Source organism: Candidatus Thermoplasmatota archaeon (genome assembly GCA_030018475.1).
Taxonomy (GTDB): domain Archaea; phylum Thermoplasmatota; class JASEFT01; order JASEFT01; family JASEFT01; genus JASEFT01.
Genome location: JASEFT010000001.1, coordinates 28,766 through 54,738 on the forward strand (window position 1 = coordinate 28,766; position 25,973 = coordinate 54,738).

A 25,973-nucleotide genomic window follows, 5' to 3' on the forward strand; every position below is an offset into this window, starting at 1 on the left:
GGAAAAAGTACTACCTTATCCATGCCTTTGCGGCGGTAAAATGAAAGGAATAAAAGATTATGTAGAGTTTTTTGGTGAGCAGTTCGGCCCTGTAACTGTAGAAATTTGTACTGCGTGATCCAATTGCGCGATTAATTAGAATTAGAGATAGAAATCAGCGTTAGGATTGCCATCAAATTGCATCGGCTGATCGTTTGCCCAATCCGTGCCCCAATTAATATAATCAGTATAGTATGCGCTCCAAGCAGCTGCGAAATTACCTTCCATATCTGTAGAATTAGAATTTCCATTTACCAAGCCCCACTCTAAAAACCAGTAAGTCCAAGCGCCGTTCTGATATTCATCTACATCATAGCCCAAGCCTGTTACGGTACATGTTGTAGTGCAGTAGAATGTAGAATTGTTTGGAAGCGCTGCAATATTATCAATAAACCCGCCTGAGTAGCAGTGGTCTAAAAAGATAAAATTTCGGCTTGCTTTTGAATTTGCAAACAAAGCTGCCAGCTCATAATCCCATAAATTGCCGTCCTCACCACTTTCTCCTGCACCAGAGTCCCACATACAGAGGTAAGCCGAGTTTGCGCCCCCGTAACCTCCGTGCCCTGAAGAAACAAATGCAATAATATCGTTTTCGCCAGCAATTGAAAGTACGTATTGTAATATTTGCTTTATATTGTATTCAGTTGCATATCCGTCCCACTTAGGATAATTAGATATATTCCCGTCCCCATAGACCCAGCATGTGTAGCCCTGAGCCACGAAAAAAGTTATACCAGTCTGATGCATCTTCATCGCAGTATGATAAGTCACTCATAACTTTATAATCTGAAATTCCAACTATGATAGCGTATTTCTTAGCGCTATAAGAGCTTACAACGTATAAAGTTACCCATTCAAAATATGCGTCATCGTAAGGATTAGGGTCTCCGCCAGGAACTAACGTGATTATAGTTGTGCCGCTAACAGATACATTCACACTAGAATAGCTAGATAACAGATAGCCTGCCGGCAGCTCTATAGTAAATATTGCGTTTTGGGTGTAAGGTATTTTTACTTTGATGTTATGAGCTCCAACTGAAGGTGTTCCGGAAGAATACATATTATAAGAGACTGTAAGCGATATTGGTGCGTTAAGATTCCACATACCTGTAATATTGCTAAAAGCAGTTGTCATACCGCCTGGCTGAGTTATGTAATAATATAGATTATCCAAAATGAGTGTATCAGCAGTATTGAAATAAGGGCTACCGAATTCAGGGCTTGTCCAGAGCATTGTCAGAAACTTTTCAGCTTCACTTTCATCTACTATATAATCGCCGTTACCGAAAAAGTCTATCATTAGTCGTAGAAGAGCACTACAGTTTATTCCAAACTGGATATTCATTGTTAGCGATAACTGCTCCCAAGTATAGAATTTTGCATAGCCACTCATTGTTATTGGTTCAGGATGCCCCAAAATAAAGTTTAGAGATATATCATTATACGCGTCAATCTCTTGATAAGCAATCGTTATTGTTCCCCTCGGCATTTCTGCAAATAGTTCTGCAATACCGATATAATGTCCTGGAGAAACTGCAACCTGATAATAGCCTGTAGAGTCTGTCATACCGCCGTATAGCTTAGAGCTGTTATAGAACCATACTATGCCATTTGCTACCGGCTTGTTTTCAGAATCGTAAACATACCCTGAGACCGTAACTGTACCTGACTGTATTATGATCTTGCATTCCAGACTTCCGCCTTGAGCTACCGTGACTCTAACGGCGTTGCTGCATGGATACGAAGAGGCTAGTATTAACACATTGCCTGCAAGCACGCCTATACTATAATAGCCTGTAGAATCTGAAAAAGTATAGTTAGACCATTGATAGCCTTTTGCATCAAAACATATTACACTAATAGATGCATACTGTACAGGGTTACCGTTTTCATCACTAACGTATCCGTAAATTGAGGCGTTAGCAACAGGCATAGGCTCGAGCATTAAGTCCAACTGTAAACTACTGCCTACTAAAAGATATGTGGTTGTATAATTGGAATAGTAAGCTCCATACATAGATGCGTGAATTCTTACACTCCCTGCAAGCACTCCTATCTTATAATAGCCTGTTTCGTTAGTCCATGTATAATTCCACCAATAATTTCCTTGCGAGTCGTAACAAGATACGCTTATTGAAGCGTAAGGTATACCAGTATTTGCAACCGCATCTTTTACGTATCCGTAGAGCCATGCGTTAGCAACAGGTTTCGGCGTTAAGTAGATATCCAGAAGTAGCGATTGCCCTTGGGAAACGGTCACTGTGGTCTCGTTAGAGTAATAACCATCTGCGTAGACGTGAATTTTTACACTTCCTGCAAACACTCCTATCTTATAATAGCCTGTTTCGTTAGCCCATGTATAATTCCACCAATAATTTCCTTGCGGGTCGTAACAAGATACGCTTATTGAAGCGTAAGGTATACCAGTATTTGTAACCGCATCTTTTACGTATCCGTAGAGCCATGCGTTAGCAACAGGTATAGGAGTTAAGTAGATATCCAGAAGTAGCGATTGCCCTTGGGAAACAGTCACTGTGGTATAGTTAGAGTAATAACCATCTGCGTAGACGTGAATTTCTACACTTCCTGCAAACACTCCTATCTTATAATAGCCTGTTTCGTTAGCCCATGTATAATTCCACCAATAATTTCCTTGCGGGTCGTAACAAGATACGCTTATTGAAGCGTAAGGTATACCAGTATTTGTAACCGCATCTTTTACGTATCCGTAGAGCCATGCGTTAGCAACAGGTATAGGAGTTAAGTAAATATAATTCCAAATTATCTGGCCCTCTGAGATATTAAAATCTTCGCAGTAGTATATATAACCTTCTGCGTAGACGTAAATCCAATAGCTCCCATGCGGTATATGGAATTCGAAATAGCCCGACTCGTTTGTATAAGTCCAATCGTTGTAGTAGGAATAGTTGCACTCGTAAGAGAACTTTGAGTATATCATCACATATGCACCAGATATAGGCTCTTTCGTTACGTTATCATAAACATAGCCTTTCTTCCAGCAGTCTTTAGCTACCGTAGGCTCTAAAGTTATATTGTTCCAAAGCACCTTACCCTGAGCTAAAGTAAATTCTTCGTAATAATCTTCGTACCCTGCAGACCGTACATATAAGTAATACTTGCCGTGCGGAATGTAAAACTCATAATACCCTGTTGCACTAGTAGAAGTTTGATTGTACCAGCCTACTTCAGACCATATATACACGTAAGCACCTTTTATAGGCTCCGATGTGCTACTATCCCGAACATAGCCTTTCTTCCAAGAATCTTTTTCAGTACCGTAAGGTACTAGGTATATCTTATTCTCTAATGTTTCCCCTTTCTTTATTACGAACTCTTCGTAGTAGCTACTGTAGCCAAAATGGTAGATATAGAGTGAAGCGTTGCCGTGAGGAATACCAAGCTCGAAGTAGCCTGTTCCGTTTGTATAAGTATAGTTATAATAGTACCAAGACCAGTCTGGTGCATAGGAATAAATGTACACAGAAACATTTTGCAGACACTGATTTGTAGCTGAGTCGTACACGTAACCCACCTTCCAACAGTCTACCTCCGGTACATAATAAGGCTCCAGACTGATATTATTCTGTTTAGTGTCATTCTTTTGAATAGTGAACTCCTCGTAGTATAAATAATATCCCTCAGCCCATACAGAGATATAGTAAGAGCCGTGTGCCAGCCCTAATTTGAAATAGCCAGTTGCATTAGTATAAGTCCAGTTATAGAACCACCAACTTTGATTATAAGAGCATACATATACGTAAGCATTACTTATTCCTTTATCTGTACTCTTATCATATACTTTACCTTCTTTCCAAGAATCTTCTCTCGGTACATAGTAGGGCTCTAGTTTGATAAGATTCCATTCCGTAGAATTTGGCTTGAGACTAAACTCGCCATAATAACTATAGTACCCGTCAGCCCATACATAGATATAATAGGAGCCGTTAGGTATGCCAAGCTCAAAGTAGCCTGTAACATTAGCAGAAGTCCAGTTATAATACCACCATGTTGCGCTCTTAGAATAAACGTAAACGTATGCATCTTTTATAGGACTGTTCGTTGCGTTATCATAAACATAACCTTTCTTCCAAGAATCTTCTTTAGGTATATAGTATTTCTCTAGAGCTAAGTGATTCGTTTTAGTCTCGTTCGCATTTAAAGTGAAATTTTCGTAATAAGAATAGTACCCTTCGGCATAGACGTACAAATAGTAACTGCCGTGCGGCAATGAGAAATTGAAGTAGCCTGTACTATCGGTAGATGTGTAATTCCAGTAGTACCAGTAGTCTGTAGAATAAATGTACACGTAAGCGCCCTCGATAGACATGTGATTTTCTTTATCGTATACATATCCTTCTTTCCTACAATCATCCACAGTAGTCGGGGCTTTAAGACGGATATTATTCAATACAATCTCGCCACTTTTCAAATTGAAACTTTCGTAATAAGAGTAGTACCCTTCAGCCCAAACGTAAATTTCGTATTTGCCTGCGGAAAGATTGAATTTGAAAGAGCCGTTTGCATCTGTTTGTGTATAGTTATAGAATGAGTAGTCTGCAGAATATACATAGACCCATGCGCCTTCTATAGGAGTAAACGAGCTTGCATCGCAAACGTATCCTTTCTTCCAGCCCTCAACAACGCCTTCAATGTAAATATCGAAGAACACGTCGAAGAAGCTATCATGGACTATGTGCACTTCATGGTTGCCTGAAGATAAGTTCTTGACAGCGCATGTACCATTAACAGTTTTACCTTGATATACGCTGTCAGTAAATATTTTCGCATTACTTATAGGATAGTTTGTGCTATTCCATACATAGAACTCAACATCGTTGTAAATTCCATCTCCATCAAAGGCAGATATTGTGTAATCTGTAGTCATATAATCGCCGACAGTAAATTCTGTATAGGCATATAGAGTTGCATAGTACACATCAACTTTATATTTGCCCGGAGAGAGGTTAGAAAGGTAAAGTTTACCCTCTGCAGATGTGTTGCCTCTATAATTACTGTTTAATATTACGCTTGCATTCGCTACCGGCGTGTGATTAGAATCTTTCACATAGACCCAGCCGCTATCTAATGCTAATACATTCCAATCCCAAAGCCATTCTGCATAAATAAAGTATCCAACTTCTGCAGTTGCATTGCCAGTATATAGAGAGCCTGCCTTTACCGCTTTTATAATGTGCTTACCGTGAGGGAGAGTAACTCTCAAGTTCCCAGTGCTGTTAGTCTTCCCCATATACCTGTTGTTAATATATATAATTGCATCAGCAACAGCACCTGTATCGTTGTACACATGTGTCACTACTGGCGAATATCCTCCACCAACACCACGTGTGCTGGGAAGTACTTCAGTAGTAATATAAAGTGTATTACCTACATCTATAACTGTACTTGAGACAAAAGTTTGATAAATTGCTTTGACTTCACGCCAGCCATCAGCCACGTTGAGCGCTTCAAAATCGCCAGGCGCGAAATCGCCAGGGCCTGTCTTACCTTTGTATTTTCTATCTATGTAAATGGAAGCATTATCTACAGGTAAATTATTAGAATCGCAAACAGATATGCGCAAATCGTTATTGTAGCCTATACCGTCGATATTTTTCTTTTCAACCTTAATACTAATCCCAGTTATAGCTCTTACACTCGTAGTCAGCGCTATTGAATCTTTTTTGGTAGGGTCACTAGTAGAAGTAGCATTTACCCAGACCGTCAACTGCGCACCTTCAGCAAAATCGCCAGCAGTGACTCTAAGTGTGAGCTCAGCAAAATCGCCTGGCGCAAGTGCCTTTTCTGCAAATTTCGTAAAGTCGCCTGGAGCAAAGACGATCTCAGGACTTAAATTAAAACTCACAGGCCAATCTAAAGAGCTTCTTGTAATTGTCAAGTTAATTGTATCGCTTACAGTTCCGTTATTTTTTACAGTAATTTCGTATATCACACTTCTGCCACGAGTTATGTACTTACTAAGCTCCAGACAGCTTAGCTCTATTCCATAAGGTGATATTGCAGTTGTAGTTCTAGAAATAGAAGAGCTCTTGGTAGGATCTCCTTGAGAAGTCCCTGTTACTGTTATCGCTGCAGAACCAACAGCATGTGGTGCAACTACATTAAGTGTTATTGTGGTCTCTCCACCTGCATCTAATATAACAGACTCGCTACTAAGTGTAGCAGTCCAACCCGTAGGGGGCGAAGTCCTAGAAATAGAGATTGTATCTTTTACATTACCAGTATTTCTTACAGATATTTGGTAAGTAGCTGTAGCACCGATATTAATGGTTTTGTCAGGTTCTGCACAGCTCAGCTCAACTCCGTATACTGCAGCAGTAGGCGCTACCCAAGGCTTCATTAAAACTACTGCGCATGCAGCCACTACTATAGCTACCGCAGCAACCGCTACGCCAATTAAAACTTTCTTCTTCACCATTTCTTTCAACCTCTTTTTATGTGCTTTTTCAATAAAATCCTCAATCTCTCTCCACTCATTTCTTTCCTTTGCCATTTTTAGCGCTTTAGCACCCTAATCTCACTTGGTAGTTAATAAATGTTTCTTGTAAATGTACAAAAATTTATATGCTATTAGATAAATGAACCAACAGTGCAAAAATTTACTATAAAGGAGAGAACGCTACTCCATCTTTTAGAGTGCGGATTGCCAAAAGAGGACATGCATGGTGAAATTGACGCTAGCTATTCGCAAGAAGGTATTTCTTTAGCTATTGGCGCTGCTAGAAGTCTTGTCTCTAGAGCTGTTGAAGAGCTTGAGGAGCAAAAATTTATACTTGCAACTTCAGCGCGAGTAATAGGAAAAAGAGCTAAAGTAAAAGTTTATTATTTAACTAGTGAAGGTATAAAAAAAGCTAAAGAGTTGAAGAGCGATGCTGATAATTTAACTTTAACTGTGAAAGATTTTAATAGCAAACTGAAGGAAGTTAAAGTTAGTGATTTGAAAAAAGAGTTGCCAGAACTTTCTATTGTCAAAATTCTAAAGCTGGCGTCTGAAAAAGAGTATTTAGCATTTGAAGATTTAAATGCTTTAGCAAAAGCAGCGCAATTTGTTGATTTCTCTTCTCAAGCGCCTAAACTAAGATATTTTTTCGGTCGTGATAAAGAACTTGCGCTGCTGAGAAGCTGGGTTGAAGATAGCGAGACTAAAATTATTGCTATCAGAGGAATTGCAGGGATAGGTAAGAGCGCACTTTGCTCTCGATTTATCAACATTGTAAAAGGAGAAAGGAATGTTTTTTGGTATACAGTGCAAGAATGGACTACGCAGACCGATATTCTCCAGCTACTATCGCGATTTATGTATGCTATGAACAAGCCAGCACTTAACAACTATTTGAGTCCTACTAAAGAACCACAGCTTGAAGAAATATCTAAATTATTGCAAGCCGAACTTCACGGTACTAATACTATCTTGGTATTTGATGATATAGACAAAGCTCAATCCGAAGTCGCAGTATTTTTCAAATCTTTATTTGCTCGATTGAAAAACACCCAGAAAGTAAAATTTTTAATTGTTGGGAGATGGCTGAAAGAACTTTATACTGTTAGAGAGGTAGCTATAGAAAGAGCAGTTAAGGAACTTACGCTGGAAGGTTTGAATGAGAGAGGTGCTTTTGAGCTTTTAAAAGCCAGAGGTTTTGTAAAAGAGCTGAAAAAGCTTTATGAGAGTACTGCTGGCCATCCGCTATGCCTTGAGCTAATTGATTACAAAGGTGTTAAGCGCAATGTCGCAAGATATATACGAGAAGAGATATTTTCAAAGCTCAGTGAGCAGGAGCGAAAAGCGCTAAGCTTGAGCTCTGTGCTCAAAGCGCCTTTTTCATCAGAAGTACTCTTTAAATCAGGTATAGAGCCTACTACTGTAGAGACTCTTACAGAAAAATCACTACTCCATGTATATGAGAATGATACTTATAGTACCCATGATTTGATTAAAAACTTCTTCTGTAGCAGACTAACAGCGCAAGAGCTGGCTTTACATCATAAAACAGCTGCTCACTACTATGATGAGATTGAAGATTATCTTGAGGCTGCCTTCCATTATCTGCAGGCTGGCGATAGGGCTCAGTCTTTAGAACTACTTGCAAGCAGAGCAGAAAAGATTTTAGAGCAGGGTAATGAAGAAGAGTTAAGAAAGTTAGCCGAGAAAATAGCGCTCGAGGATTTGAGCTTTGAAGAGCGCGCTAAGCTAGCGAGAATAGAAAAGGTATTAATGCAAACTTGATTTTTTTTTTACGATATCTTTTTGTATTCATTCACTATTATTATTTTCTAATGATAGGTGAAGAAGAGTTTAGCGAGCGCTACAGCGAGCTTATTGAAAGAGCTGAAATTTCTGATAAGCGTTACCCTATCAAAGGAATGAATGTATGGCTTCCTTACGGCTGGAAGCTTATGCTCAATATCGATAATTTAATTCGTGAAGAGCTTGACAAAAAAAAATATCGAGAAGTAATGTTTCCAGCTTTGATTACCAAAGAGCAGTTTAGTAAAGAGAAAGGGCATATAAAAGGGTTTGATGCACAAGTCTATTGGGTAACTAAAGGAGGCACTACTGAGCTTGAAAGCCCTCTTTTACTAAGACCCACTTCAGAAACTGCAATGTACTCAATGTTCTCGCTATGGATAAGAAGCCATGCAGATCTGCCACTTAAACTCTATCAGCTTGTTAATGTTTATAGATACGAGACCAAGCAAACCAGGAGTTTTATTAGAGTTAGAGAAATACATTTTTTCGAAGCTCATACTTGTCATGATAGCTTTGAGCAAGCAGAAGAGCAAATCAAAGAATATTTTGAAATTATTAAAAAAATAATGGAAAAGCTTTGCATTCCCTATTTAGCAACTAAGCGTCCAGACTGGGATAAGTTTCCAGGCGCTTACTACTCTATAGGATTCGATACACTTATGCCTACAGGTAAAACTTTGCAAGTAGCTTCAGTGCATCAATACAAAGAAAACTTTTCTAAAGTTTATAATATAAAATACGAGACAGTCACTGGCGAGCACAAATACGTACATCAGACAACTTACGGTATGAGTGAAAGGCTTGTAGGAGCTATTATAGGGTTGCACAGCGATGAAAGAGGTCTTGCATTACCGCCTGCAATTGCGCCAATCCAAGTTGTTATCGTGCCGATCCATAACAAGCAGGAGCGAATATTAAAAGAAGCTGATAGTGTGAAGCGAGAATTAGAATCTAATAATTTTAGAGTTGAACTTGATAGTAGAGCTGAACTCACGCCCGGCAGCAAATTTTATTACTGGGAGCTTAGAGGCGTACCTTTGCGTATAGAGCTCGGAGCTCGAGAGCTCGCTGCTAACGAAATTAGTTTTGTTAAGCGCACAAGCAAGGAAAGAATAGTGTGCAAAAGAGATAAATTGGTTGAGAGTGCAAGGGCGCTTTTGCGGGAGCTAGAGGAAAAGCTCAGTCTCAGAGCGAAAAATTTTCTAGAGAATAATATTAAATCTGCAACTAGTATAGAAGAGCTGAGTGAGAACGCTATTTATAAAGTTTTATGGTGTGGCGAAAAAGAGTGTGCTCTTGAGTTAGAGAGTAGAACAAACTTTAAAACTCTGGGATTGGAGCTGGCTGTAGCGGCATTTGAAAAGGGTGAGAAATGCCTTAATTGTAGCAAGCCTGCAAAATCAACTATCTATTTAGCTAAAACATATTAATTTTTTTTTCAAACCGTCAATTCCTCTATTACTTCCTCTATATTTTCAGCTGCAATACTTACTTCTATACTACCTAAAGGCGGACGCTCATCAGTAATAAAATTCACTTTTCCTATAAAAGCTACTTGCTTGCTGAGCTTGAACTCTAATTTAGAGCCTCTTTTAGCGCTCAACAATACACTTTTCGCTGCCTTCCTTATTTTTTGTAATCTCAGTAGCTCTTTAAATTTGGATATAGAACTTGTCCTGCCCTTAATCTCGTTGTCTTTAATATCGAGTTCGAGCTCCGGAAAAATATTGAGTAGCGCGGATCTGACTTTATCTACATTTTCTGTTTTGTGCACAGACGCTCTTACAACTACATCCATCTTCTCAGTACTCTAATCGGCTTTACAACTGAAAAAGTTTTTTATCTTCCTACGTAATTCTCTCTTTCTAAATGCTTATTAGGAAGTTCAAGCGCGGCGATATCTTCACAGTGATGCGCCTAGTCAACGAAATTTTTCAAGAAGATTACGACCCTCAAATACTATTCGGATTCTATAATGAGTGGCGGGATGGCTTTATTGTTGCAGAGGAAAATAATGAGATTTTGGGATTGGTTGTAGGCAGTCTTCCTGAGCCGACTAGAGCTAGAATTCTAATACTCGCTGTAGAAGAGCCCTATCGTAATAAAGGTATCGGCTCTCAACTACTGCAAGTATTTTTAAATGAGTGCATTATTAGAGGAGTAAAGTTAGTGACTTTAGAAGTAAGAGTTAGCAATCTCGGCGCTATAGAGTTTTACAAAAAGCGCAAGTTCTTTATAGTCCAAATAATACCTCATTATTACAAAGACGGCGAAGATGGCTATGTAATGCAGAAACTACTCTAGGAAGCGAGCATTTCAAGAGCTATTACAGGATGCGCAAGCTCGAAATTTACAATAACTTTAGGATGCAGCTCACCAAAATAGCCGATCTCCTTGTTGTTATGTATTATAGATGCGCATCTTCCTGTGATAAAAGGAGGCCGTGCACTCTCCTCTAACTTATATTCCAAATTTCTAGCTTCTAATAAACTTCTCACAATCGATTTCATTTCTGCAAAGCTAGCTTTAGAATGAATTACAACACAAGCGAGCATCCTTATATTTTCACCTTTAATAATCACATCTCCAATCTCAAATATTTTATGTGGTAGCTCGTAGCGCTTGTTTAATTTCAAAATGCTCAATAAGCATGGCAGTAACGAGACTCTAAGAATAGTATGCTCTTTGGTTACTGGGTTGATAATTGCAGCTACCTCCATACTCTTTGGTAATAGCATTTTATCGAACTGCTCTTCTTCATTTGAAAGTGTTAGCGTTACCACTTCATTGAAGCCGAGCCCTATCATTATTTCTCTTAACTCGTTAGTTATAATTTCCAAAGCTCTTTCTTCGCCGAAAGTTAATTTTTTAGGTAGCTTGAGAGCAACGTTCTCAAACCCATAGCCTATAGCTACATCTTCAATTAAATCTGCAGTTTGAAATATATCTTTACGATACGGCGGTATTGTAACGAGCACTCTATTTTTGGCTTTAGCTCTAGCGTCAAAGCCCATACGCCTCAAGCATTTTATTACATCAGAAAGCTGAAGTTTTGTACCTAGTAATGAATTAGCTTCATTTAAACTCAGAGCTTTTGTCTCAGTAGCTAGATTTGGAAGTTCTAGTTTCTTCTTGCCAGCTGCTACCTCTACGGTATAGAGCTCACCACCCCTTTCTGCAAGTGCGGTAGCTACAAGCAGGACTGCAAAACTTACTGTATTGAAATCCAACCCAGTAGCTTCTATAAATATGCTTTTAGTGCTTGATGTTACCTCGGTAAGCGCCCCGTTAATTATTGGTGGAAATGAAAGTACTTCATTATGAGAATCTAAAATTATCGGATATTTTTTGAACCCGGCAAGCAAATCCTTGTACTCAATACCTTTCTCATGCGAGGCTAATATTTCATTTAAATCCATAGCTCTACTACCACTTAAAGGTACAAATTTTATAGCGCTAGGCACAACTGCTTTGTAAGTAAAAGGATGCTTAACTCTATTGAAATCGTGCACTCCAATTGCAACTTTTCTACGCTTCCTGCCAATAGTGGCATGGAGCTTTTCTTGCAACTCCATTAATGAAAGAATAGCACTCTTAGTCATATTAACGTTCTTAACCAGTGCGCAAGCAATGAAAGGTCTTATGCTTTTTACAGAGCTATCTACAAATAATTTTATATTAGATTTTTTCAGCTTGTAATTTACCAAGCCAGTGACGTTAATGTAGGAGTTAAGTGCTCTTGCAATACCTTCCACTGAGAACAAGTCTGGTCTATTTGATAAAAACTCAACTTCTAATTTATTATCTATGATTTTAGCCTCGCCACCTAAGCTCGAGAGTATTTTCACAAGCTCTAAATTGCTCGGCTTTTTAACTAGTAATGTATTCAAATCTTCTAAATCTATTGCGATTGTTGGCATTTTACTTTTTCCAAATTTTAATTATAGCAACAAATCCTAAAACTATGCACAAGCTTATAAGAATGCTGTACACAGAGCTTAGCTCTAGCGAATCTGAAAGTTTCAAGCTAAAGCAGGCAATAAGTTTGCTAAATGCTAATACAAACGCTGCAATTAAAGTTATCGGTAGCATTAGCAGCGATGTAGCACTCAAATAAGGCTTAGCAAGTTTTGCCCAAGCTTTAATATTGACAAGTTTTGCATAGCTACAACTCCATTCTAGGAACCATAGTAGCGCCACCGAAAATATGAGTAATTCTACAACTTCTATAATTTTCAGCTCACGCACTGGCGATAGCGTTGCAATTGCGAGCATTGCGGCAGTGAAAAGCACTACTCCCCAAGTACTTCTTGCAACCACTGCGTAAATACCTAGAATTATTGGCAAATAAAACAAACCAGTTGCAAGTATTATTTGTAAAAAACTCATTTTTTCGTAGCTCGCTATTTCTAACACCTGCGGCAGGTGCAGTGAGTAATTTAAATAGATAATAAAGGGTAGAAAAGCAATAAGTACTAAAACTATCTTGTTAATCTTAGCTTCCATTTAGATTCCATCACCTCTAATACAGGCGCTAATGGTAGTGAAGCTCGCCACTCTATAACTTCAGCACCGCACTCTTTTAGACCAGTAACTAATATTTCACGCTCCAATTTTAGGATTTCTAAGCTCTCAAGTGCAAGTCCGCGCTCTAGCTCTAGAGCTGAAGGTGTAAGCACTGTAAGAGAATAACCTCTATCGCAAATTTCCTTTACACCTTGCTTTAGACTATCATCCTCTTCAAGACTAGAAATCAAAATAATCACAGATTGTGGAGTAGCTATAGAAACTAAACTTCTGGCTACAGAAGAAAAACCAATGCTACCATCACTTTTTATTTCAGCAAGAGCGCATAGTATTTTGTAAAGCTGCCTTTCGCCATAGCCTGGTGCTAAACTTTTAATAGCGTTGCTATAAGTTATCAATCCCACATTGCATCTCCTTCTAATGAAGAAGGCGGCAATAGAAGCGCAAGCTCTAGCAGAATAAACCAAAGGATTTGCATTTATATAGCCAGTGCCAGTTATGCTGCGTGCATCTAAAATAATTGTGACATCAGAAATTGTTTCTAGCTCTCTTTGCACAACCATGAGTTTTCCTAGCCTAGAGTAAACTTTCCAGTTGATGTCTTTGAAAGGGTCTCCGCTTACATAATCACGCATACTAAAAAATTCTAATCCACGGCCTGGATATTTTATAGGAATAGTGCCTGGTATCATTCTTGGTACTACAGCTCTTACTTCGAATTCTTTTAACTCCTCTATTTTAGGAAACACAATAAGCTCTGAGATAATATCTAGCCGGCTCTCTTTGTAAAACATCGAAAAAGGGTCTTCAGTTCTAACACTCAAAGGGCCTATTGTATAAACGCCTCGTAAAGGGCACTCTACAGAATATTTAAAAACATAGCTTTTGGCAGGCTCTAATATTGAAGTAGCGCAGTTATTACCTTCTCTCAACGCAAACACTTTAGGAAGCTCGTCTTTGAGCTCAACAGTTCCTTTACCTTTAATATAAAGAGTAATTTCTGCAGAGCCTTCTTCAAACAGCTTTTCAGTAGAAAGCTCTCTTGTGACTTTTAAGTTGGGCTTTCGTATAGTAAAAGCTCCCACTACGAGCATTGAGAATATGAATACTGCGAATGTAGCAAGTGAAAAATTTTTCAAAATAAGCGCAAGAAATATTAGTAATATGCCGAGCACGCAGATTAAAATACTTTTTTCAGTCCACATTGGCTTTGCTCATAGTGCAGGCACCGGTACTTGCCTCAGAATATCTTCTAGAACATTCTCGCTTGTAACGCCTCTTACTCTAATCTCAGGCTTTAGTATCAATCTATGCGCTACCCCTGGGATTACAGCTCTTTTCACATCGTCAGGCGTAACGTAATCGCGGTTGTTAAGTATAGCAATGGCTCTTGCAATTTTGAAAACAGCTAAAGAGCCTCTGGGGCTAGCGCCTAAAACCAATCTTTTATCAGCCCTTGTCCTTGCGATTATTTCTACAATATATTCCTGGATAGAGCTATCAATATGGATTTCTTCAACTGCTTTCTGTAACTCAAGTACTTTCGTAGGATTTGCTATAAGATCAACGTTTACATCTTCGCTTTTCCTGGCTATTCTTCTTCGCATAATCTCAATCTCATCCTTTTTATCAGGATACCCTATTCTTAGGCGCATTAAAAACCTATCTATTTGAGCTTCTGGTAACGGGTAAGTACCTTCGTATTCAATTGGGTTTTGAGTAGCCATCACAATAAAAGGTTTGGGTAATACATGAGTAATTCCTTCTATTGTGGCTTGCCTCTCCTGCATTGCTTCAAGTAAAGCTGATTGCGTTTTAGGGGGTGCTCTATTAATTTCGTCAGCTAATAAAATATTAGTGAATAAAGGTCCTTTACGAAGCTTGAATTCACCTGAGCTTTCATCATACACATAAGTACCTATAATATCTGCCGGCAGTACATCGGGTGTAAATTGAACCCTTCTGAAACTACAGCCTAGTATGCGAGCAAGTGTTTTCGCCATTAGAGTTTTAGCCAAGCCTGGAAAATCCTCAATAAGTATATGCCCATCGCAAAGTACTCCAGCCACAACAAATTTCAGAACATTTTCTTTTCCTACTATTGCTTTCTCTGCTTCTTTGATTATATTATTTGATATTTTCCACGACTCCTCTCTACTATTCATGTTCTTCCCACTCCCAGCTTTTTTACAGCTCTAACAAGTTCCTCGCGAGTAATACTCTTGCCCCTTACTATTTTAGTAACTACAGGGTCGATACTATCTAGTTGTTTGTCGTTCAAGAGCTCAATCTGAGATATGTTGTAAGCTATTTTAACTTTTTCAACCACAGCTTTTGCAGCTCTTTCGTAAATATTTTGAGGCTCGTAAGACTTAAATTCTCTAATATTGAACTCGTGCTTCCAAGGTATTTTGCCTTTTGATTTTATTATCACGCAAGCAAGTACAGCACCAACAATAATAGAACTTAATACAACCCATAACTGGTACGAAGTTAAGAATATTATGGTAGCGAGTGCTATATAGCTGCCGTGTCTGCTTTCATCGAAAATTACAACGGCATACTCTGATTGCGGCAGTAGCGAGCTTACAAGCTCTAGAATAAAGTCCAAATTATCTTGCTTCACTATCATTCGATTAATAAATATACTGGGATCGGCGATAAAAACTATAGCGCCTGCGCCAAACTTGATTTTTAGAATTAGGGGCATGTCTTGAATAAGCTCGTCATCTAAATCTATGATTCGATTGCCATTCCAATCGATATAACATTCTAAAGCTTTACATATTATTTCAATTTCTTCACCATATATTCTAAACCCTGTAGGAATGTTAAATACAAGCTCATATTTTTTACCGTTGAGCACTGCGCAAGCATTTACAAATTCAGGTGAATCAGTAAAACTTTCATAATATATTCTGTGCTCGTAAAATGTAAAATTGAATTTTTCAGCTAAATTTCTTATGTTGCCGGTATCGTCTGCAATTATAGCCTTGCCGCCATTTTGCACAAACTCGTAAATACCCCAGGCTTCTTCTTCTGTATAAGGCTTCTCCACACCTGTAACAATAAGTAAAGTATCAGCGGGATTTAGATTCTGTAGTAATATGGGCGTTGATACAATACATTTAGGAATGTAGTTCCTTGCTTTAAGCTCTTCTCTTAGAATTGACACATCTGCCCAGCTAGTATCGTAACCTGAAAGTTGCTTGGTATTGTAAGAAGGAATAAGTAAAATTGCAAGAGTTGTTATTATGAAAATACTAATTAGAATCTTAATTTTCAACTTCATTTTCTTTTCATCCGCTCTTCTAACTCTTTTATACTAAGCTCTACAGCATTAAAATTTGCTATTGCCGCATCTCTATGCTTAGAGCTAATTTCATGATGCGAGTATCGTACTTCTTCTATAATACCAATAAACTTATCAAGGCACTCTTCAGCTATAGGCAAAGCCTTTCTAACTGCATATTCAAACTCTCTAAAAGTTTCAAAGCTTTTGCGCAAGAAGCCGAATTTTTTCAAATGCACACATAGTTTGCGATAGAGCTCTAGTATTGTTTTGATATAAGCGCTTCCTGCAACTAGCTCACCTTTCGCAGATTCTATAATTTTGCGCATTTTAGCTATCTGGCGCTTTCGTAGTATGCAATAGCCCACGAAAGGTATTGGAAGTGCTAGTAAAGGCAGTAGATAGAGCCAAGTTGGGATTGCATATAACTTCCTCTCGTAAACACTAACGTTACAAACTATACTCGAAGGTATGTAGTAGTCATAATACTCAGTACCTGCAAACTCAGTTATCCCCTCTAATGTAAGGGTTCCTGTAAAGGTTGGAACGATTAGAGAGAAGCTCAGATTACCTTTACTATCTGCTTGCAATATTCGCTCTGCCATACCTGTTTCGTTTGTTAAAAGCTCATCAACTCTATTGCCAATCTTCAGTACAATTGTAATATTTTCTAGCTCTTCATCAACCAATCTCAGTTTTAACTTTATATTTGCATTTGAAAGTCTAGGATTTAGCGAAAGCAAGCATTTAAGTTCGCAGCCTGCTTCTATAGCCGGTAGCGTATCGATAGCAATTTTAACTCTTTCTTTTACAGCAATTGACTCCTCAAACTTAGAGCTTTCATAGTACCCAGAGCCGTTAAATTCGATTTTTATAATTTGACAGCCTAAGCTTATAGAGCCCGTAAGTATGCCAGTAAAGTTAGCAATGCCATTAATATCAGTACATGCATTTCCTAAACTGTGATTTGCAATGCTCAACAACATATATTTGCGAGCTATTGGCAGTAAAGAATCGGTTTCTAAAAGCAGCGCTTCTATCGTAAAATTTTCGTATCTAACTAACAGCTCAGGCATAAACACTAAAATTGTAGTGTTTGAGTAAATTTTATAATACGTTATATTTTCAGAAGGCTCGTAAATATCGGTGCCGCTAAATTTAGCGCTAACTTTAGCCTCGCCAACAGCATCTAAAGCAGGGATATTGTAGTAGAACGAGAACCCGCTAAAGTTAGTGACTGCAGCTCCAATTTGCCTGTCTCTCCAGAAAATACTAATTAACTGATTTGCAACAATGCTGCATTGGTCATCTAATAAAGTACCGTTAATCTCTACAGTTGAATTTTTATAAATTTTTTCTGCTTTAGCAAGCACTAACGTTGTGTTTGAATAGATAGTATAGATGGCAGTAGCTTCAGAGCTATTATAAAAGTCTGCTCCTGAAAACTTAACGGTTACATTAACTTTTCCTACTGAATGATTGTAAGGAATATGATAAAGACAGCTGAAAAAGCCTGAAGAATTAGAATGAGCAGTGATTGTTGTAGTATTCCAATGGATTTCTAAATCAACTTCTAAAGGCACGTATTGATCGTCTACTATACTTCCTGAAATTTCTACTGTTGCGTTTCTAATCGATCTTTTACCAGCAACTTGAATATATGTCTCAGAGTAGATTTCGTAATATACTTCCGTGTGATTTGATTCGTATTTAGAAGATTGATTGAGCTCAGCTCTTATTTTTACATTACCAAGGCTCTGACTTGATTCTACAAGCCAAGCAAAAGAAAATTTACCTACGCTTGTAGTTGTAGTGTTTATAAGACTGTCATTCCAGAAAATTCTAATTGTTAATTCCTCGTCACTTATCATCATACCATTATCTGCAAAAATACTACAGGCAATATCCACAGTACTATTTCTTATAGCTCTACTAGGCTCTAACCTCAGCTCAATTCTTGTTTCCGAAGTTATTGTGTAATTTACAATTGCCTCAGAGCGAGCGAAAGTCTCGTTCTCTTCAAACACTGCTTTTACAGTTACATTTCCAAGAAAATGGTCTGAAGGTACCAGATAGGTGTAGGAAAACCAGCCTGTGGAATTAGTAATATTGCTACCTATTTGCTCCTCGTTCCAGAACAGCGAGATATTAGCATTGTGCATATCTTCTCCATCGTCATCGAAGACACGACCTTTAATCTCAGTAGTATAGCGACGAACAGCTCTTTTACCTTCAAGAATAATATTAGCACCTCGCTGTACTGTGTAAGTTGTATTATTAGAACTGCTTTCATAATAATTTGAGCCACTAAAATTAGCAGTAACGTTTATAGTATTCGAGGGAGGAGCTCCCACGTAGAACTCTACACTGAAATTTCCAAATTCATTGGTTGTTGCGTTTTTTTCACTGTTATCCCACCAGCGTACAGTCACATTCTCGTCTGCGAGCGTAACATTCATATTATCAACTAAAGTCCCGGTAACATCTGCAGTTTTATTCCTTCCCACAACTTTAGAATTTAAAAGAATTTGAGTTTTTCTTTGTACAGTAACATTCAGCTCAGCACTCTTTTCAAGCCAGTACACTGAGCGCGGGTGAAAAACACGTATTATATGATTGCCTGCAGTTGTAATCAATGGAACAGTGTAATTAATTCTAAAATAGCCTTGCGAAAGAGTTTTAGTATCGTTTTTTGAAACATTGTCTAGCAGCAACTCTACAGTCTCGTTCACTAACGCTGTGCCATCATCATCCTCTAGTTCGCCACTAATAGAAATATTATTACCGACAACCACAGAAGTTGTGCTCTCCACTACATTTATCACTACTTGGTGCATTACTTTAATTTTAGTCTCGTTCCAAGAGCTATTTCTATAGGTATCGCCCTCGAAACTTACATTTAATGGATAGCAGCCAGCTCTTTCTTTAGGAATAAAACTAAAGTTAAACGTGCCGTTTAGAGCAGGGTCTGAGGACAGCACAGTAACGAGTTCTGATAGCTTTGTATTATTCCAAGAAATGTTTAGAGTAGCGCCCCCAACACCGTTATAGCCTGGCACTTCAAATAACCTGCCTTCAACGCTTAAGCTTGTGTTGTTCTCTACCCAATCACGTGTGTATAAGTGTATTGTTGTGTTTGACGTTATATTGATATCGTCTCTTTCTACTTGAGCTATAATAACAGAAAACTGTGAGCTTTCTAAACTCATTATTGAGACTGACAGAAAAAGTACAATTCCAGAAAACATCAAAAATTTTTTCATTTTTTACCATTCATCCCAAGCTTCTAAATACTCATAGGTGGCTTCTGATTTAGCAGCAATTGTAGCAGTACCAGCACTAATATTTTCAGGTACTTGGCATTCCACAATAAATTCGCCTGATTCGTTTGTCTTATTTATACCTACAACGTAAGAGATTCCAGATTGATTAAGATAAATTGTTACTGTTATGTTTGGAATAGGCTGCGTAGGATTACTTGCATTAACAACTTTACCTCTCACCCAAAAACGTTCGCCTTTATAATAAAAATCTTTTAAAGGCCAAATCTCTAGAATAGTAATTTCTGCAACGTATCTCCCAACTGTTTGGTCGTCATTAGGATTTGTTGGGTTTGTGCCCCCCCCAACTTCAGTACCATCGCTTACACCGCCACCGTCACTGTCAGGGTTTGTTGGGTCTGTGCCAATGCTCAGCTCGCCAATGAATATTACCAGAGCATCGGTGCAATTATAGATTATACCACGATTCATAAGATGATTATACCGCTCCAAACCTTGATCGGTTGTTGTAGGCGTTACGGTCTCAGTTATATTATAATCGCATAACATATACCAACACGTCCACGTTACAGTATTTACAGTTATATTAAATCCATCGAGCAGCCTATCCAAATCAGTATCACAATGTGTTGGATTTGTGTCAGTTACTAAGAACTCAAATCTGTTAGTTAAGCCATCTAGATCTGGGTCTTCAGAATCGTCATTTCCATATGTAGGATTAAAGCCATATTTAACCTCCCAGCCATCCCAACATCCGCAACAATCGCTATCTGGATTTAGCGGGTTTGTTATATATAGGTTGGGATAGCCGTCTCTTTCTACTATTCCAAGCTCATCGCCATCCCAGAGCCAATCTCCATCAGTATCTGGATTGTTAGGGTTTGTGCCGTAAATATTTACTTCTTCCCAGTTAGTCAGACCATCGCCGTCACTATCTGCAGTCTCATTTTTTACGAGAGGGTTAGTCCCTAAAGTTAGCTCACCATAGAACGTTATGGTACCATCCAAGTTGTCGATATGCGCAATACTATAATTTAAGAAATACCTGTAAAGCTCTGAGTTATTCATCACTATAAGATTATATCCATCCAGGAAAGTGTCGCTGTCAGTGTCTGGAGACAATGGGTTGGTATTGTAATTTAGGTTGCCATCGCCATCCCAATCTATTTCAGATTCTTGGTAATAGGAGCTCATTTCAGCTCCGTCTAGCAAGCCGTCGCTGTCGCAATCCGGATTTAATGGGCTAGTGCCATTCCACCAAACGCCATACCAAGGAACAGCCCACCAGCTTGGAATTGAAACTAAATATTCCTCTAAATTTGTGAGATTATCCTCGTCTTCGTCATTACCTGAATCTATTGAGCTGAGCGGATTAAGATTATAGCTTGCTTCCCAGCCATCAGGCATACCATCATTATCAGTATCCCAATTTATTGGGTTTGTGCCGTTCCACCAAACGCCATTCAAAGGAACGTCCCAGGCTGTTGGGAGATTAAATTGATATTCTTCTAAATTTGTTAAATTATCGTTATCTGCATCCAAAAGAGAATCATTAGCAAGCGGATTTAGCTGATAGAAAAACTCCCAGCCGTCAGGCATACCATCATTATCAGTATCCCAATTTATTGGATTTGTGCCGTTCCACCAAACGCCATTCATTGAAACACTCCAGTTATTAGGAATATTAAACAAATATTCTTGAAAATTAGTTAGTGCATCGCTATCGCTATCGCCGGCACTGTCATTTCTTCTAGGGTCGATATTCCAGTAATAGAAATCAATTTTGTAAACTGCATATTTTACTTCCCAGCCGTCAGGCATACCATCACTATCAGTATCCCAGTTGTTAGGATGAGTGAGCCATGCTTTGACCTCATCGCCATCCAAAAGCGCATCGTTATCGCTATCGTAATTACATGGGTTTGTGGGTTTAATATCTGGGTAGCGCCAAACTAGCGCTCTAAAACAACTTCTTAAAAATACTTCTTCGTAGTCAGTCAATCCATCGTTATCAGTATCTTTAGCGCAAGGATTCGTAAAACTAATATTGTAAAGTTTGTAGAGTTCAGGAAACACTAATTTCAGAAATACTTCTTGGTAATCGTTTAGTCCATCTCCATCAGTATCTGGATTAATTGGAGATGTATTGTAAAGTTTTACCTCATCGCCATCTATAAGGCCGTCGTAATCAGTATCGTTTAGTCTCGGATCTGTGAGTGCTAAGTATTCTTCTAAGTTAGTTAAATTATCCAAATCCTCGTCACTATAGGTATCGTTTGCAAGGGGATTTAGTCTGTAAAAAACTTCCCAGCCGTCAGGCATGCCATCGCTATCGCTGTCGGGATTGCGAGGATTTGTGCCTGCTAAATATTCTTCTAGATTTGTGAATTTTTCATCTTGGTCGATTGCTCCATTCCTATCAAAATCGTAACCATCATTGTCAGGATCTTCGCTTGAATCGTCTCTAAGCGGGTCTAGTAAATAGTAAACTTCCCAGCCGTCAGGCATGCCATCGCTATCAGTATCTGGGTTTGTGGGATTTGTTTTATAAATGTAAATCTCGTCGTAGTCGCCAAGACCATCGTTATCTGTATCGTTATTTTTAGGATTTGTGCCTGCTAAATATTCTTCTAAGTTTGATAACCCATCGTCATCCAAATCTAAAGAAGAGTCATTAGCCAGTGGGTTTAGTCCATAGAATACTTCCCAGCCATCAAGCATGCCATCGCTATCAGTATCGTTATTACCAGGATTCGTGTCAGCTAGATATTCTTGAAGATTTGTAAGGCCATCGCTGTCAATATCGCAATTAGAGTCTGCACGATTTGGGTCTGCAGGCTGGTATTTGTCTTCAGCCATATCGAACCATAATCGATATTTTACTTCCCACCCATCTGGAATACCGTCTCCGTCAGTATCCGGATTAGTGTAGTTAGTTGCAGGAAAGCCGGGTGGATAGCCGAGCTCTTTTATATCAGGTAGTCCATCTTCATCTGTATCTATAAGTGGTATTTGCTCCTCTTTGCCTTCAAATACATGTTGCGCATACCTTAAAGGATAAAACTGAAAAAAATGGATCAAAAACAGTATGGCGATAAGCGCGAGAATTGCAAGTATTAGCTTCTTCATAGCTATTTTATTAATTGCTTTTTCATTAATTGCTTTTTCAAACTATAAATGTATGTGGCTCGGCGCTTTTTACTCCTTCTCCTTAGCTCCCTCAATCCTAAAGTTATAGTTATCGCTACAGCAATTGCTACTACTATGTATAGATATATATTCCAAAACTCTATAAAGCTGACTTCGAATTTTTGAATGAAAACGTTATTGTCTTCGTTAAGCTCTGGGAACCTGTTTTCGGGATCGAGCTCTATTCTTAATATATAACTTCCTGGTTTAGCATACCATGTAAACCATAGGTAGACGACTTCATTCGCCATTAATACTGAAATTTCTTCACTCTTAAAAAGAGCATCATTTTCATATAACGATACCAGCACATTTTGCATTGTAATATTACCTTCGTTAGTTATACCTACCCTTATTCTCACCTCTTCACCAGCCTTAGGATTTAAATTAGAAATTTTTATATCTGCAAATTTAAAATCAGGTAGTAGCAGTATTAGTTTAAGAGTAATTTTTTTGACTAAACTATTATTGCCGCAAGATTGTATTAAAAGCTCAAACTCATAGCTAAAATTATCTATCTTAAAAGGTATATGTACTCGTACAGAAATATTTTTACGCTCGCTTAAATTTAACACTGAGCTTGTATTCTCTAACCATCCAAAATTGCTTATTAACAAAATAATATCTTTTCCATTACCTAAATTTTCCACTTCAATATTGTACTTTACTGTTGTGTTTGGTGCTCCCGCTACTACCGGCTTTTCACATGCAATATTAAAATCATAATATTGAGCCACTTCAATTGTAATATTCAATATAAAACTAACATTTTTGGCGCTAACGTTAAGTTCTAAATAATATTCCTCCTCAGCAGACGCTGCTCTTGGAGCGAAAATCAATATTTCCAAATATTTTAGCTCGTTAGGAAGTATTGAGAAATTCAAGTATGAAAGACTAACTTCCCAGTTAGGTGGCTTTGCTAATAGCTTGAATTTAAGTAAATTTTCTACGTTACCATTATTTTTGAAGCCCAAATTTAAACTTTCGTTTTTGCCAGGCTCTATAACAAAAGTCTTGTTATAAATTGCAGTAATATTATAAATTGGAGCTACTATTGCAGTCAAAATAATATTGCCAGTGTAGTTTTCTAGCTTTGAAGTTAAATTGACTTTCAAACACTCGCCACTAATTGCATTTTCAGGTACTTTTAGGTATAGATAAATTAGAGACTTAGCTCCTGTGGCTAAATAAATTCTATCTTCAGATAGGGAAGCGTTCCATAAGGTAGTATTAAGTTCAAAGTTGATTTCGCCGCTTCCAACTAGGTTCCAAACGTTAATTGTATAGTTTAGAGTGGCACCAGGGACTGCGTATTTAGTAGCTTCATCACAAGACAAATCTATTGTAAAATTCTTGATCCCAGTGTAGGTTGTAACGTAATCTCTTTTGGTACTGTCGTATTTAGAAAGCGCTCTTACTTTTACCTCTGCAATTCCTTTATCAGCTTCAGGTGCTTTAACGCAAAGGTAAAAATATTTAGTTTCGCTATGCTCTAATACCAGTTCGTAATCGCTAAGTGATGAATCCCAGCCGAATGGCACACTTACCTGAATTAAATCCAGAAGGTAGACATTATCTCTGCGATTTCCTCTATTCTGAACCGATATAGTGTAATAAGCTATTCCACCCGCTTCTACAATACTGCTACTATACTCACATTCTAAAGCCAGATTGTAGATCGGAATAATACTTGTAACTGTCTCTATAGAATCCTCGATATTGCCATAATTAGAGTGGGCTATTACTAAAATATAAGCTTTAGAGTTAATATCTGGGGTACTAGCAGTAACTGTTAAATTCACAGTTGCATCCTTTCTCGGCTCTAAAATTAGAGCTGTTAAGTTTAGGGAAGCACTCCAGTTGAGGGTATCAACCTGCTGATTAGAGAACTCCCATCTCAGCTCTATATTATCAACTCTGCTACCTAGATTTTTTAAAATAATAGTGTAATTAACAGAGGAGTTAAAATTTAACTCTTTAGAATTAATTTCGCATTCGAGCTTTAGTTGATAACGCTCTTTCTCAGGTCTAGTATAATAAATATCGAAATCTCCGTCAAGATTATCATGCCAGAATATGTTAGTAGTGTTATCAAGACAGAGCGTGGGGCAATCTGACACGCAAATATTAGTATATGTTACTCTTTCGCAGTCCCATGTAATGCCATTATAACTCACTCCAAGATAGATTTCAAAATTACCTGGTGTACTATCAGACCATACTACATAAATACCTGTATCGTTTACTGCAATTGCCGGGTTTTTAGAATCGCCGCTAGTAGTTGTAAGCTTTTTTTGCTCTAACGCAGTTAAATTAGCCCAGTAAATCTCCCAATTACCATCTCTGTTATCTTGCCATACTATCCAAGCATCGGTTTCATTTGCTGCAATTGCTGGCTTTTCTGAACAGCTTAAAGTGTTAGTTACTCTTCTTTCAGTCCAGCTCAAGCCTTTATCGGTACTAAAACTACAATATATATCCCAAGTATACAAATCTTCAGATTCTTGCCAGGCGACATAAACACTATCGTTCCAGCATGCTATTGCAGGGTTCTTAATATAATAACCATAGGCAATAGTATAGGCAGGAGACCAATTATCGCCGTTATCGCTGCTGTTAGCAAGGCGAATATAGCACTGATCGTGCCATACTATGTACAGCTCGGTTTCGTTAAGCGCAATTCTTACTTCAGAGCAATATGCTGAAATTATCGTCTTAGGATAGAAATCCCAGCTAGAGCCATTCGTACTACTTCTCAGATAATATATAAAATTGCCTTTGACCCAAACAATATGCACATAATTTTGCCATACAGCAATTGCTGGCGAACGACCCAAGGAAGAGGCAGGTATATTTACCTCTTCCCATACGCATCCCGAAGAGCTACTTCTATTATACCTAATGCCCTGAGCATCTTCCCAAACTACATGAACATAATTTTTCCAGCTTGCTGCTGCAGGATGCATTGAGCTGACTGTATTATTAGACAAATTCACAGGATCTTCCCAGGTTGTTAGTCTGTTAGAACTACTCAGAGCTACGAGAGTAATATTACTGACAACTATAGAACTTAAAACAGCCAGTACAATTACAAATTTATGCACAGTCAATTTATTGTGCTCAGTTGTATATAATATTTGCGACTATGCTGAGCAATTTTGCGCCCTTATTTGACAATTTAGAAATTATATACTTGTATATCCATGTATATCTAAGTGAAGGAATGCTCTATTAGAGGTTCAGTACGTGGAGAGTATAGAATCGTACAAAGAGGAATCTCTACAAAAGAGTTGCGAGAGACTATACTAAAAGGTGCTAAGACAGTGAAATGGAATAGAATAATATCAAGATACAAAAA

General features: G+C 38.2%; 14 protein-coding genes. 3 read left to right on the forward strand and 11 right to left on the reverse strand.

Translation table 11 applies throughout. From position 1 onward, the window contains the following. Positions 1-141: 141 nt before the first annotated feature. Both QMD21_00170 and QMD21_00175 read right to left on the reverse strand, forming a co-directional pair. Entirely contained in the window at positions 142-792 is a 651-nt protein-coding gene (locus QMD21_00170; GenBank protein ID MDI6855187.1) for a hypothetical protein, read from the reverse strand. Next, positions 710-6,571, reverse strand: coding sequence for a carboxypeptidase regulatory-like domain-containing protein (locus tag QMD21_00175; GenBank protein MDI6855188.1), 5,862 nt, complete (start codon positions 6,569-6,571; stop codon positions 710-712). Before QMD21_00175 ends, QMD21_00170 begins: the two co-directional genes overlap by 83 nt. Before the next feature lie 96 nt (positions 6,572-6,667). Here QMD21_00175 and QMD21_00180 point away from each other — a divergent pair, with 96 nt between their 5' ends. Both QMD21_00180 and proS read left to right on the forward strand, forming a co-directional pair. Further along, a complete protein-coding gene (locus QMD21_00180; GenBank protein MDI6855189.1) occupies positions 6,668-8,302 on the forward strand; it encodes an AAA family ATPase in 1,635 nt (544 codons plus the stop codon). A gap of 50 nt (positions 8,303-8,352) precedes the next feature. After that, complete coding sequence (gene proS, locus QMD21_00185; protein MDI6855190.1) at positions 8,353-9,756, forward strand: proline--tRNA ligase; 1,404 nt, start codon at positions 8,353-8,355, stop codon at positions 9,754-9,756. 8 nt (positions 9,757-9,764) lie between these two features. On the opposite strand, the gene QMD21_00190 is transcribed toward proS, so the two are convergent. Then, positions 9,765-10,124 carry an RNA-binding domain-containing protein gene (locus QMD21_00190; protein ID MDI6855191.1) on the reverse strand — a complete coding sequence of 120 codons (360 nt, stop codon included), beginning with the start codon at positions 10,122-10,124 and terminating at the stop codon, positions 9,765-9,767. Between the two features lie 71 nt (positions 10,125-10,195). Here QMD21_00190 and QMD21_00195 point away from each other — a divergent pair, with 71 nt between their 5' ends. Next, complete coding sequence (locus tag QMD21_00195; GenBank protein ID MDI6855192.1) at positions 10,196-10,630, forward strand: GNAT family N-acetyltransferase; 435 nt, start codon at positions 10,196-10,198, stop codon at positions 10,628-10,630. Here the strand turns inward: QMD21_00195 and pheT are convergent. The 8 genes from pheT to QMD21_00235 are packed head-to-tail and all read right to left on the reverse strand — an operon-like array spanning position 10,627 to position 25,719. Beyond that, entirely contained in the window at positions 10,627-12,246 is a 1,620-nt protein-coding gene (gene pheT, locus QMD21_00200) for a phenylalanine--tRNA ligase subunit beta (protein MDI6855193.1), read from the reverse strand. The two genes, QMD21_00195 and pheT, sit on opposite strands and share 4 nt — an antisense overlap. Before the next feature lies 1 nt (position 12,247). Next, positions 12,248-12,832, reverse strand: a complete 585-nt coding sequence (locus QMD21_00205; protein MDI6855194.1) for a hypothetical protein — start codon at positions 12,830-12,832, stop codon at positions 12,248-12,250. Continuing rightward, entirely contained in the window at positions 12,808-14,058 is a 1,251-nt protein-coding gene (locus QMD21_00210) for a DUF58 domain-containing protein (protein MDI6855195.1), read from the reverse strand. The genes QMD21_00205 and QMD21_00210 overlap by 25 nt, the downstream gene beginning before the upstream one ends. Positions 14,059-14,067: 9 nt before the next feature. Further along, complete coding sequence (locus QMD21_00215; GenBank protein MDI6855196.1) at positions 14,068-15,018, reverse strand: MoxR family ATPase; 951 nt, start codon at positions 15,016-15,018, stop codon at positions 14,068-14,070. Further along, positions 15,015-16,145: a hypothetical protein gene (locus QMD21_00220; protein ID MDI6855197.1), complete on the reverse strand. Its 1,131-nt coding sequence runs from the start codon at positions 16,143-16,145 to the stop codon at positions 15,015-15,017. Before QMD21_00220 ends, QMD21_00215 begins: the two co-directional genes overlap by 4 nt. Then, positions 16,142-19,408: a hypothetical protein gene (locus tag QMD21_00225; protein MDI6855198.1), complete on the reverse strand. Its 3,267-nt coding sequence runs from the start codon at positions 19,406-19,408 to the stop codon at positions 16,142-16,144. The genes QMD21_00220 and QMD21_00225 overlap by 4 nt, the downstream gene beginning before the upstream one ends. Positions 19,409-19,411: 3 nt before the next feature. Further along, on the reverse strand, positions 19,412-22,555 hold the full coding sequence (locus QMD21_00230) for a hypothetical protein (protein ID MDI6855199.1): 3,144 nt from the start codon (positions 22,553-22,555) through the stop codon (positions 19,412-19,414). A 2-nt stretch (positions 22,556-22,557) separates the two neighbouring features. Continuing rightward, positions 22,558-25,719 (reverse strand): CARDB domain-containing protein, encoded by a 3,162-nt coding sequence (locus tag QMD21_00235; GenBank protein MDI6855200.1) that lies wholly within the window; start codon positions 25,717-25,719, stop codon positions 22,558-22,560. Positions 25,720-25,973 lie beyond the last annotated feature (254 nt).